Below are 12,435 nucleotides of genomic sequence, written 5' to 3' on the forward strand. Positions count from 1 at the left end.
CGCGTCGCCCCTTTATTTCCCCGGATTGATAAGCCAGGTACCCGGTTTATCAATCTTCAGCGTCTGTGCATAGACGTTACCGCCCGCGTGCACCTCAATCTGGTAGCTGCCTGCCGCCAGATTCAGCGAGGCGTAGCCGTTGCTGCCCGTTTTGACATCCAGCTTTTCGCCATTCAGCACCAGGTTGTCGCCACTTTTCAGGCGCAGATAGACGGTGGCCAGCGTGGCCGGCGTTACCCTGGTGTTACTGCTGACCGGCACGGAAGCGCTGTCTGCTCCCTCATCCGGCAGCGGCGATGACACATCCCGATTCACCAGCACCACAATGGCGATCACCGCCAGCAGCGCAGCACCCGCCGCCGCCAGCACGCCATGCGAAAGCGGGCGTCTGGCAGGGGCAGCGAGCGGCTCCGCCTGAGGCGCGGCATGATTCACCGCCATCATCACCGGCTCCGGCGCGGCGGGCGGCTCCTCTTCCACAGGCAGCGGCTCCGTCACCGACGGGATACTCTGTACCAGCGCCTGGACATCACTCACCGGCAGCTCGATCAGGGCAGCAAATTCATCAATGCTCTGCGGCCGATCGGTGGGCTTCATCGCCAGCGCACGATCGATAGCGTGCAGCAGCGGCAGCGAATAGCCTGCAGGCTGGAGGTTGACCAGCGGTTGATAGTTATCTTCGATGCAGCGCACCACGCTGACCGGGGGCGGATTGCCGGTAATCAGGGTATGCAGGACGGCACCCAGCGCGTAGATGTTGGTCCAGGGGCCCTGTTCGCCATCCACCTCTTCGCTGTATTGCTCAATCGGCGCAAAACCAGGCTTCAGCATAATCTCGGTCTCATCCGAGAGGTTGCCGATCTCTTTACGGGCAGAGCCGAAATCGAGCAGTACCGGCAGCTGATTTTCCTGAATCTGGATGTTATCCAGCGAGATATCGCGATGCAGGTAGCCCGCCTGATGAATGGTATTAATCGCGCCAAACAGCGGTGGCAGCAGGCGACGAATCCACTCTTCGGCGAGCGGTTCCGGGCTGGTCTGCTGCCAGGCTTTTAACGTCATGCCGCTGTAGTAGAGCGTGCCCATATAGGCAGTGCCATTTTCTTCCCAGAAACGCAGCACGTGCAGCAGTCCGGGATGATTAAAACGCGCCAGCAGGCGCGCCTCCTGAATAAAGCTGTTCAGACCGGCATTGAACAGCTTCTGGAAGCGTTCACTGCGCAACTCCAGCGAGAGGTCCTGTCCGCGGCTGGCCAGCGAAACCGGCATATACTCTTTGATGGCGATGGTGCGTTCCAGCAGGTGATCCCAGGCACGATAAACAATACCAAAACCGCCGCCGCCAATGACATCTTTTATCTCAAACTCGTTAAAACGGTATCCCGCCGGGAGAGCGTTGGGCACCGGTTTCTGATTCTCATTTGCCGACATAGTGAACTCTCTGTACACGACCTGAAATGCCAGGCAGCGATCGCTGATTAATTGATGTTACGCCAGGCACTGATAGCGGGATCGGCAAGATCCGCGTGCAGGGTGTCTGTCAGTAACACATTCACTTTTTGCTGTGGCAAGACATGCGCCGACCATACGCCGCGCAACGTTTCCACCCGCGTTTTCACTGCATCAGCCTCTTGCGCGGATTTTTTATCCATTTTGATCAGCATCTGACCATCAAAACGCCAGAGATGCTGCGTTTTGTCAAAAGGCAGGATCAGCCAGCTCTCTGCGGCATCCTGACGCGTGACAATCATGCGCTGATTATTGACCGCCACCACTTCCAGCGCGTTGTCGCTGATGGTCAGATTAGCGATCGGATAGCCCTGATAAAAAGTGACCGGCAGCTGCGTGGTTTTCCCGCCGCTGCTTAGCGTCAGCTCGCTGCTGCCTTCCAGCCAGCCAGTGGCGGAACAGCGGGTTTTGCCTGCTGCCGGAATAAACAGTGACTGACTCTGCTCATTCCACCAGGTGCGAAAATGGCAGCCATCAGGCAGCTCAAACTGCTGTAACGGTTCGCTGTTCGCCGGACGCGAGAGGTCCAGCGGCGCCGCATTACTGACGCTGGCGCTGTCGGTGGCGTCTGCCAACACGATGGGACGCCAGTTCTGCAACTTGCTGGCGTTGCCGCTGGCCAGCACCTTCCCGGCGCTGTCCATCATCTGCCAGGGTAACTCATCCAGTTTGCCGCACTGATTCGCCAGCAGCGTACCCACGCGCGGCAGGAAGCTGTTCAGCACCGCAGAATCCTTGTTCTTACCGGAAACGATGCGCAAGGGCAGTGAAACTTTACACCAGTCTTCAGGCGCGTGGCTTTCGACATTATCGATATAGACCTCCAGCGCCAGACTGGGGGAGTAGACCACGCGATAATCTTCTGCCTGTGCGCTGAACGCTGTCATCAGAGCCGCAATACCGGGCAACCACAATTTCATATTATTTCCCTGGAATTAAACATGGGGCGGCAAAAAGCGTGCCGTATCCGCCTGGGTGTACAGCAGGGTGGCATCCTGCGGCTCGCCGACCCAGATGGCCAGCGCGCTGAGGTTATCGCTTTTTTCGCTACGGTTAATCGCTGCCTGCATCAGAGCCAGCCACTCTTCGCAGGCGTTGACCATGCGCAACGCTTGCTCCATTTCATCCGTTGTCAGGTTGAGCCAGAAACCGTCAGTGCACACCAGAAACGCATCGCCATCCTCCAGCGGTGCGATCTCGCTGAAACTGACCGGCCGTTGCGGTTCTGCACCCAGCGCATTATAAAGTAAATTACTGTTAATGCCGGTATTTTCATAACCTGCCGCCTTGAGCTGTTGTGCGAGACTGTGGTCCTGAGTGACCTGCAGCAGCGCCCCGTGACGGAAGTGGTAAACCCTGCTGTCACCGGCGTGCGCCCACCATGAAAGCTGACGTTCGCGGTCGATAAACAGGGCCGCCAGAGTGGTGCTCATGCGGGAAAAATTCGGATTTCTTCCCTGCGCTTTACGCAACGCCTGCTGGCACTGTTCAATCGCCTGCCAGGTGGAATGGGGAGAAAAGTGACGGCTGTTGCGCACTTCATTCAGCAGGGTGTCACGCACCAGCTGCGCTGCCTGGTCACCCCCGGGCAGGCCCGCCACGCCATCGCAGACCAGAAAACAGGCGCGATTATCGTCCACTTCCACACCGGTACGATCCTGGTTCTCAGCACGCAAGCCCTGCTGGCAATAACCGGAAAAGACAATCTTCATGTTTCTTCTGCCTGGGTTTGCGAATCTTTGTACTGATTAACTTCCATGTCATAGGCGTGGAGAAAGGCTTCGCCAAACAGCGTATGAAAGTCATCCTCAATCTCACCGGCGGTACGCTGGTAGTTACGGACAAAATAGTCCCAGAGCGCGGCTTTACGCGCACTGGAAAAAGGCAGTTTCGGGATAACGCCATCCGCTTTTGCCTGCTCCTCCAGCTGCTGGGGGTTAAAAGATTGCAGCATGGCGGCGATAATCGCACGGATCCCGGCGATCATCCCCAGCTGGTGCGCCTGCAGATCCACCAGGGCATCGCGTACTGCCTGTTCGGCCGGCATAAAGCCGGGCATCTGGCTTTGATAGATCTGCATCAGCACCGTTTTGCCGGAGGGCAGAATCTTGAACGGGTTGTTGGCTTCGTTCAGGATCATGGTCATCTCCGCCTTGACGCCCCGTTTGAGAATCGAACGTGATGACAGCAGCGCGACCGTGCCCTGCGAAAACAGACTGAGCATGCGGCCAGTGATGCGCATCTGCTCTTCATCCAGCGGCGTCGCGTGGCCGTTATTCAGGCCCATGCCCTCCAGCAGCGCCGCAATTAATTTTTCCTCGGCACAGTGCGCTTTCTCTGCCGGACGCGGCAGGTCCGCAGGCAGCGGATCGATGCCGAGCCGCGCGCTGGTTTGCCGCTCATGGCGCGCCGCCTGGTTGCCACTCTCCGGCTGTATAATCAGCGGCGTTTCCTCTTCCAGGATACCCAGCGGATCGTCAATCTGCTCATCGTCCGCGCTGAACAACGCCAGAGGGTCATCCTGCTCCTGCGGCTGATAGTGGGGATCGCTCACCGCCAGCTGATAATCGCCAATCTGCAGCCGGTCGCCGTGCTGTAACACCACCTGGCTGCCACGCGCCAGCGGCTCGCCGTTGACAATCACTGGCGTGACGCTGCCCTGGTTGGTCAGACGGCACTCACCCTGGGCCGACAGATGAACCAGCGCCTGCAGACGAGAAATGGCACGGGTTTCATCCGGCAGCACCAGATCATTGTTCTGGCTCCGGCCAATAGTGCCGCCCGGTGGCTGAAACACAAAGGTATTGACCGGCACATCCGTATCGCACTGCACAAGGGTAAATTGCATGAGTCATCCCGGGTTAAAAGGGCTAATGCAAAGGACGTTATTCGAACATGGGCGGATAAAGTCCATTGCGTCCCGGCTGCGCGCCTGCTGCCGGGTTGAATAACAGTGAAAAAAGTTGCGCCGTCAGGTTGCCGCTATGCTTATGCGTGGCATGGGCAAAACCGTCGCTGCGGTTACTCCACCAGTAGCTGATATGCTGCTGCGGATCAAAACGTTCCGCCACTTCGCGCCAGCTCAGGGTGCAGGGCAGATCCTGATAACCAATTACATCCATAATCGCCGACTGGCCCTTTTCCGGCACCAGCAGCGGTGGCAAGGCGCGCAGGGCTTCATCAAGCTGTTCGGCGCGTTGTCCGTCGCGTACCGCGTGAAACAGCGCCCTGCCCAGATCCTGATACCAGTCGCCGGAAATGGTCAGCTGCGCCGGATGCCACTGACTGAGCGAAAAGGTCCTGACTGCCAGCAATGGCCAGGCGCGCCCGACGCGATCGCACGAGGGGAGCAAACAGCCCATCTGTACCTGCTGCAGGCCGGGCGTTACCGGCAGGACAAAGTTCCATACCGGCGCGCGCAAAAACAGCGCGGTCGAGGCCGACTCCTGCTGGTGCCAGTGCACCAGCCCCTGCTGAAACCAGTGGCTCCAGAGCGCTACTTTCTTCTCTGTCAGGCGCTGGCGTAAAAAATCACCGGTTGACGGCAGCTTCCCATACCAGCCAGGGGTATTCTGGTCTGCCATAATCACCTCATTATTACTTGCTGTGCCGGGCACTCAACGGGTAAACCCGGGGGTAACCGCCAGTTCATGCTCCATCTGGCCCGCATTATTCAGTTTTTCCGCCAGTTTGCCCATCATCAACGCATTATCACGCGCATAAGGCGACGACTGGATCTGCTGGTCGAGCAGCTGGCTGAGATGCCAGTCGAGCTGCTGCAAATCCCGGGCGCTGACGTTATCCGGCAACGTATGCTGCAGGTTTTTCATCAGCCAGCCGCGCAGAAATTCGCCATCGTAATTACGCGGTTGATAGAGCATCTGATAAGCACGCAACGCATTACGGCTGTATTCGTTGTCATCGCCCTTATCGTTACGCAACAGATTGGTGATCTGTTGCGACACTCGCGGCAGCAGTAAAGACTTCAGCGCATTCTGGTACAGCACCCAGGCGGCATCGCTCACCTGGGTGCCACGATAGAGGCCAGCACGCATAGTAAACGGCGGATCATCCAGCGAAAAACGATCCGAAAGCGGTAGCTTCACCAGATTATTCAAAAAGGGTAGCAGATCGAAAAGATTATCTGTCGGCTGCTGCATCACCTGCTGGCTCTGTGCAGTCAGCGGCGGAATGCGGGCCGCGACCTGATCAAGATAACGCTGGTTTTGATAGTAGCTCACCAGCCACAGGCAGGAGAGCAGCAGCAGCGCGCCCGCCAGCACGCCGTAACCGATCCAGTGAAACAGCTGGTTGCGATATTCCCAGTGACGGTTACTGCCGGCCAGGCCGCGCTCGCGGAAGACCAGCTCGCTCAGCAGATCGCGAATAAAGAAGCTCTGCTCGCGGTTGCCGGGAATAGGGCTGGCGCGGTTGACGCTGTCCCAGGCGGCGATGGTGTGCTGGCCCGCCTGCGGCAACTGCAGCTTGCGGTTCAGCTCGCCCATAATGCGGTCAAAGGGTAAGCCTTCCTGGGTGCCGCTGGTGAAAAACAGCCCGCGCGCCGACCAGGCAACCTCATCCGGATGGCCGGAAAAGACGATATCGAGATACTCCTGCAGCAGCGGACGCAGCGAGGCAAACTCCTGCGGAAACAGGAAGCAGTCGGCACGGCGCGCCAGATCGCGATCCTGCGCCATATGTTTGGGCAGTTGCTGCTGTAACTGCTGTTCCAGCTGGCGGAACTGCGGCGTAAAGCTAACTTGCCAGCCATCACTCTGCGGCTTGCCCGGCTCACGCGGAAAAGTAAAGCCCCAGATGGCGTCGCGCTGCTGTTTGTCCAGCGCGCCAAAGTAGCTCATAAAGCCCTTCAGCAGGTCCGTTTTCGTTACCATCACATAAACCGGAAAGTGAATGCCGGTCTGCTGATGCAGTTCCATCATGCGCTGACGCAGCGCTGTGGCCTGCGCCACGCGTGCTTCGGCCGAGTCGCTCAGCAGGTCGGCGACGCTGATGGTGAGAATCACGCCATTGATCGGCTGACGGGCGCGGTAGCGCTTGAGCAAATTAATAAAGCTCTGCCATTCGCTGGCGTCACGCTGACGCTGGCTCTCCTGCAGGGCGTAGCGGCCCGCGGTATCGATCAGCACTGCGCTGTCGGTAAACCACCAGTCGCAGTGACGGGTGCCGCCCACGCCGCGCACAGCGGTTTTACCCAGACTGTCGGTTAACGGGAAATCGAGTCCGGCATTCAGCAGCGCGGTGGTTTTACCTGCCCCGGGGGCGCCGATCACCATGTACCAGGGGAGCTGATAGAGATAGTGGGCATTGAAACGCGACAGCCAGCCTCCCTGACGGCGGCCAAATTGGGTGCGTTTGAGCAGCAGCGCCGCTTCATTAAAGCGCTGGGTCAGCAGCTCTTCTGTGGCCTGACGTTCAGAGAGATCTTCAGCGCTGCCCTGTTGCAGATTGGTGAGCAGCTTGCTGTTAAACCAGGCGCGATAGAGCGACGGAATAAGTTGAAACAGGATCCAGAGAAAATAGAGCAGGCCGATGACCAGCTGGCGCGGAAACCTGGGCTCCAGCGGGCGGGTGTCGCCCCAGCTCCAGAGTGGGCCGAGCAGCCACACGACCCAGCTCAGCGCGGTGATGCCGATAAAGCTCCACAGCACGCGGTGAGTAAGTAAGTTGACGAGCAAAGAGCGCATCACTGAACTCCCTGATGAGCGCCGAGCGTTTCAGGCGCGGCAAAAAGGGTGATTTCGACGCGGCGGTTATGCGCGCGATTTTCACTGCTGTCATTGGGCAGCAGGGGATTGCTGTCGCCGCGACCCTCTCCACGGATGGTATGAGTGCCGCCCAGCTGCGCGTTCAGCAGTTGGGTAATGGCGCGGGCGCGGGCGAAGGAGAATTCGTAACTGGAAGCAAAACGGCTGCCATCTACCGGATGGTTATCGCTGAACACCGAGACCAGCACGGTGCCTTTTACTGATTTCATGGCGCTGGCCACCCGGGCCAGCAGAGCGCGTCCTACCGGATTGATCACCGTGCCATTCGGCGCAAAGAGTTTGTCCGCCGGGATGATCACTTTGCTGCCAAAGGCGCCATCGCTGACTTCAAGCTGCCCGGCGGCAATCACATCGTTGAGACGCTGATGCAGATCCAGCAGCGCCTGCGGGGAAGAGGGGCGCCGTGCAACCGTAATCTGCGGCAACGGCGTCTGATAAATGCTGCGCAGCAGTGGTTCGGCGGCGTTGCCCAGACGCCAGTTCAGGCCGCTGTAAATCAGGCAAGCGATCAGCGTGGCCACCGTGGCGCAGGCCCAAAGCGGCACCATCGGGCGCGACAGTGAACTGGCGTGGGGATGCACCTCGACCAGCGGCGGCTGAGGTTTGTCGCTCTGACTGTGCACCTCGTTGATTAAATGCGCGAGGCGTTTACGAATGGTATCACACTGCTGAGGACCGTTTTCACTGCCGCGATAGCGTCCTTCATAGCCCAGCAGCAAACAGTAATGGATCACTTCCAGCAGCCAGAGATGCTGCTGCGGGGTCTGGGAGATGCGCGCCAGCAGCTTGAAAAACTTCTCGCCTCCCCAGCTCTCATTATGAAAGGTAACCAGCATCCCGTTGCCGGACCAGACGCCGCGCGTGCCCCAGGGTGTCTGCGCGGCAGCTTCGTCCAGCACGCTACACAGACAGTAGCGTGCGCCAATGATCATTTCGAAGGGCAAACCAGCCTGCTTGCAGCGGTTTTCAAACTGACGGATTTCGTCAATCAACAGCTGGCGCAGCCCGGCCGGATCGTCATGCGTTGCCGCCTGACGAATCTGCACCACGGCATTCAGCAGGGGTGCAGCTGCGTTAAGAAGCGGATTATCGATGCCCGTTGTCGTTGCCTCACATGCAAGAGATTCTCGCGTCATTAAAAATCGTTCTTCCTGACAACGGCGGATGTCATTGCCCGCAGCATTTGTCTGGTCTGCGGGCAATATGCGCCTGATTTCATTTTCAATCTAAGATCCAGGTCGCGGTATCATTGGTTCTGCAGGCTTTGCTGGCGCCGCCGACATCAACACAGACCTGGCGGGCAGCACGACGCGGACGCGGGCGATCGCTGCGCACCGTCGCTTCATAGCGGCTGCTTTCGACGCCCGCTTTCAACGGCACATAACCAATCATCGGGCCGTCAGCGACTTCCGCAATCGCCAGCCAGTGGTTTTCGACGCTGCCCAATACCGTAAAGGGCTTACCGTTTTCCAGATAGCGCACCAGTTTGCCGCCATAATCGGGCGTAGTCATCACCGAGGCATTATAAAGCGCGCGCCAGGTTTCATTCACCGGAGTGAATTCTTGTGGCGCTACCACCGCGTAGCGGTGTACCAGCTTAACGCCATTCACTTCACTGGTGACCAGCGTGTCATCAGTGAGCGGCGGCGGTGGCGCTTTGCATCCTGCCAGGGCCAACACAACAAGCAGCGTTAAAGCGAGACTCTTTTTCACCTTGTTCCTCGTGATTTCATCAGCATAACTGCATTATTAGCGACAAAACCGACATCTTCGCGCAGCAGGCTGTAGCCTGTTTACGCAAGTCCGTGGTCACAACCCTGTTTAAAAACGGGACTTATTACAGAAAGATAGTTCTGCATTTAGTCTACATAAGACTTTTGAGATTTCAAACTATTGCGCCATGGGAAAAGCCGTGCTAGCCCCCAGATGCGGCTGCGCTCTGCCCTGAGCGAAATGGCTTACCGGCGCGATAGTTAAAGCGAATTAATTTGTAAGCGGCTGACTTTGCACCCGCAGAGTGACGCCGATGCGTCAGTTGAACAGTTTACGCAATAAACTAATTAGCAATTCTAAACTTTATTGCGCTGAAAAAAAGTAGCGGCGTGAAAAAAATCAGAATTATTACCTGGCAAATTCCCGCTTTATGGTCAAAGGCGGCATAAATTTTGCTTATTGCATGAGGTGCTAACCCCATTTTTTTCCTCTGATAGGCAGCGCCAGCACAGAGGCGGCACGGCTTTTGCTTATGATGAGTTATTTGCCCTGGAGTATGCCATGCCTGCTGCCCTCGACTATCTCCACGCTTCCCATAAAAGCGATATCGCCAGCCTGCAACGGCTGTTGCGTACCGGCAAGCTGATAACAACGGTCAGCCAGTTGATCCACCAGTTACAGCGCGAACGCGGTGCGTCCAATCTCTGGCTCTGCTCGCAAGGCCAGCTTTTTGCTGACGAGCTGGCGGCGCGAGCGGCGGAGGCGGACGCAATGCGCCAGCGTTTTCTGCACGCGTTGCCGCCGGTCGAGGCGCAACCGGGCTATAGCCGTTTTTGCAATCTGATCGCAGCGGCGCTGCAGGCGCTGGAGAATCTGCCGACGCTGCGTCAGCGCGTTGTCGCGCGGCAGCTGCGTCACGCCGATGCAATGGCTACCTTCAGCCAGATCATTCATACCCTGCTGAATCTGGTGTTCGAAGCGGCAGATACCGCCTGTGAGCCGCAGATTGCCCGTGCGTTGATCGCGCTGTTCAGCTTTATGCAGGGCAAGGAGCTGGCCGGGCAGGAGCGCGCCACCGGATCAGCCGGTTTCGCCGCCGGTGCCTTCACGCCGGAGCAACGGGCGCGGATGGTGGCGCTGATCGAGGCACAGGAACAGAGCTTTGCCACCTTCAGCCAGTTTGCGGACAGCGTCGCGTTGCAGCGCTGGCAGGAGATTGCTCAGGCTGCCGCCGGGGTAGAGCGGCTGCGGCGTATCGCCTGCACCGGTGGCCGGGCCGACAAGGAGGAGGCGTTGCGCTGGTACCATCTGCTGACTGAACGGCTCGACCAGATGAAAATGATAGAGGATGCGCTGGCGGCGACATTAATGCAGCGCTGCGAACAGGCGATTGCCGGGGCGCAGCGAACGGCGCAGCAGCAGATTGCGCGGCTGCCGGGGGGGGCGGAACAGCATCTTACACTGTGGGTGGCGGGAGCGGGGTGGCTTGAGGGCGAGAAAGGGGCGCTGGACAGCGCGGGCCTGGCGCCGCAGCTGGGGCGTACCGTGCTGGCGCTGGTACGCGAACAGGCGCAACGCTTACAGGCACAGGCGGATGAACTGGCGTCACTGCGCGCCACCCTGGATGAGCGTCGCGTTATCGACCAGGCGAAGGCCTGGCTGATGCAGCAGCATGGCTACAGCGAGGAGCAGGCCTGGCAGACGCTGCGTAAAAGCGCGATGAATCAGAACCGGCGTATTATCGATATCGCGCAGGCGATCCTGGCCGTCGCCGCGACCCTGAAGGGATAAGTCAAACCCGGCAGATGCACAATGATTGTGCGTGCTTTGCGTCAGCAGAGTGCGCGCCTTATGTTCGTCAGTACGGCGCGTGGCGGGAAAGGGCGGGCAGATCGTAAAGTCGCCGTGAATCTATCCCTGGAGGCTCGGCCCCGTCATCCATGACAGAGACGCTTTACTCCTCTGCCCGCCCTTTCCCTTATCACGACTCCGCTGCGGTTTGTCGGAAGAAATCCGCATTCCTGGCACGCCGCTTGCAAAACTTACCTGACATTGCGCATTTGTTTCGCCAACGGCGGTGAGACGAGTGCTCTGGATAAAGGCGTCCATCCGCATGCTCCGGCATCGCGGTGGACGCCTTTTTTTATTTCCTTTTTCAGGATGCCCATGATGAGCAAAACGCGTTTTTCAGCATCACGTCGTCAGTTTCTGGTCGCCAGCGCCGCCGTGAGCGCGGGCTGGCTGCTACCAGGTCTGCGTAATGCAGTCTGGGCCGCTGGTTCCGATGCGCCGGAAAAAAGCAGCGTGCGCGTCGGCTTCATACCGCTCACTGATTGCGCGCCGGTGGTGATGGCGGCAGTCAAAGGCTTCGACAAAAAATATGGCATCAGCATTCAGCCCGCCAAAGAGGCGAGCTGGGCCGCAATGCGCGATAAGCTCACCGCCGGAGAACTGGATGCCGCCCATGTGCTTTACAGCATGCTGTACGGCCTGCAACTTGGCGTGGCCGGGCCGCAGCATGAGATGGCGAATCTGATGACCCTGAACAATAACGGTCAGGCGATCACCCTCTCTAATCAGCTGAAAGCGCTGAAAGTCACCGATGGGGCCAGCCTGCATCAGGCGATAGCGGCAAAACCCACAGGCGCCTGGACCTTTGCCCACACCTTTCCCACCAGCACGCACGCCCTTTGGCTCTACTACTGGCTGGCCAGCGTCGGCATCAATCCGCTTAAGGATGTGCGTACCGTAGTGGTGCCGCCGCCGCAAATGGTGATGAACATGAAAATCGGCAACATGAGCGGCTTCTGCGTCGGCGAACCCTGGAACCAGCGCGCCATCAGAGACAACATCGGATTTACCGCCATCACCAGCCAGCAAATCTGGCCCGATCACCCGGAAAAAGTACTCGGCACGCGCGCGCAGTGGGTGCAGGACCATCCCAACAGCGCCCGCGCGCTGACGGCCGCGGTGCTGGAGGCGGCGCGCTGGATCGACGCCTCAGAAGAGAACCGGCGTGAAACCGTCCGCACTCTCGCCGGACGCGCGTATCTCAACACTCACGTTGACACCCTCGAAGGACGCATGCTCGGCCAGTACGAAAACGGCCTCGGCCAGCAATGGCAGGATGCACATCCCATGCGCTTCTTCCAGGACGGCGCGGTCAGTTTCCCCTGGCTTTCCGACGGCATGTGGTTTCTGACGCAGCTGAAACGCTGGGGCATGGTTACCGAAGAGCCAGACTATCTGGCCGTGGCGCGCCAGGTGAACCGTATCGACATCTACAAACAGGCGGCCGCCGCCGTTGGCAACGTCGCGCTGCCAGGCAGCGAAATGCGCAGCAGCACCCTGATCGACGGCAAAGTCTGGGATGGCACCGATCCCGCCGGCTGGGCCGCCCGTTTCGCCATTAAACGTTAAGTGAGGT

The 12,435-nt window shown here is 58.8% G+C and carries 10 protein-coding genes; 2 read left to right on the plus strand and 8 right to left on the minus strand.

Translation table 11 applies throughout. The features are described from left to right. Positions 1 to 12: 12 nt before the first annotated feature. The 8 genes from E0E17_RS15290 to E0E17_RS15325 form a co-directional block, all read right to left on the minus strand. Positions 13 to 1,431, minus strand: coding sequence for a serine/threonine protein kinase (locus E0E17_RS15290; protein ID WP_130834865.1), 1,419 nt, complete (start codon positions 1,429 to 1,431; stop codon positions 13 to 15). A gap of 47 nt (positions 1,432 to 1,478) precedes the next feature. Further along, complete coding sequence (locus E0E17_RS15295) at positions 1,479 to 2,429, minus strand: hypothetical protein (protein ID WP_130834866.1); 951 nt, start codon at positions 2,427 to 2,429, stop codon at positions 1,479 to 1,481. 15 nt (positions 2,430 to 2,444) lie between these two features. Beyond that, positions 2,445 to 3,221 (minus strand): PP2C family protein-serine/threonine phosphatase, encoded by a 777-nt coding sequence (locus tag E0E17_RS15300; RefSeq protein ID WP_130834867.1) that lies wholly within the window; start codon positions 3,219 to 3,221, stop codon positions 2,445 to 2,447. Beyond that, entirely contained in the window at positions 3,218 to 4,357 is a 1,140-nt protein-coding gene (gene tagH, locus E0E17_RS15305; protein ID WP_130834868.1) for a type VI secretion system-associated FHA domain protein TagH, read from the minus strand. The genes E0E17_RS15300 and tagH overlap by 4 nt, the downstream gene beginning before the upstream one ends. Before the next feature lie 37 nt (positions 4,358 to 4,394). After that, complete coding sequence (gene tagF / locus E0E17_RS15310) at positions 4,395 to 5,093, minus strand: type VI secretion system-associated protein TagF (RefSeq protein WP_130834869.1); 699 nt, start codon at positions 5,091 to 5,093, stop codon at positions 4,395 to 4,397. 33 nt (positions 5,094 to 5,126) lie between these two features. Beyond that, a complete protein-coding gene (gene tssM / locus E0E17_RS15315; protein WP_130834870.1) occupies positions 5,127 to 7,214 on the minus strand; it encodes a type VI secretion system membrane subunit TssM in 2,088 nt (695 codons plus the stop codon). Next, positions 7,214 to 8,431: a type IVB secretion system protein IcmH/DotU gene (icmH, locus tag E0E17_RS15320; RefSeq protein WP_130834871.1), complete on the minus strand. Its 1,218-nt coding sequence runs from the start codon at positions 8,429 to 8,431 to the stop codon at positions 7,214 to 7,216. The genes tssM and icmH overlap by 1 nt, the downstream gene beginning before the upstream one ends. A gap of 85 nt (positions 8,432 to 8,516) precedes the next feature. Then, complete coding sequence (locus E0E17_RS15325; protein ID WP_130834872.1) at positions 8,517 to 9,008, minus strand: SH3 domain-containing protein; 492 nt, start codon at positions 9,006 to 9,008, stop codon at positions 8,517 to 8,519. A gap of 561 nt (positions 9,009 to 9,569) precedes the next feature. Here E0E17_RS15325 and E0E17_RS15330 point away from each other — a divergent pair. Continuing rightward, positions 9,570 to 10,799, plus strand: coding sequence for a nitrate regulatory protein (locus tag E0E17_RS15330; protein ID WP_130834873.1), 1,230 nt, complete (start codon positions 9,570 to 9,572; stop codon positions 10,797 to 10,799). A 378-nt stretch (positions 10,800 to 11,177) separates the two neighbouring features. Then, positions 11,178 to 12,428, plus strand: coding sequence for a CmpA/NrtA family ABC transporter substrate-binding protein (locus E0E17_RS15335; protein WP_130835579.1), 1,251 nt, complete (start codon positions 11,178 to 11,180; stop codon positions 12,426 to 12,428). Positions 12,429 to 12,435: the final 7 nt, after the last annotated feature.

This window comes from [Erwinia] mediterraneensis, assembly GCF_900604315.1.
GTDB classification, from domain to species: Bacteria; Pseudomonadota; Gammaproteobacteria; order Enterobacterales; family Enterobacteriaceae; genus Pantoea; species Pantoea mediterraneensis_A.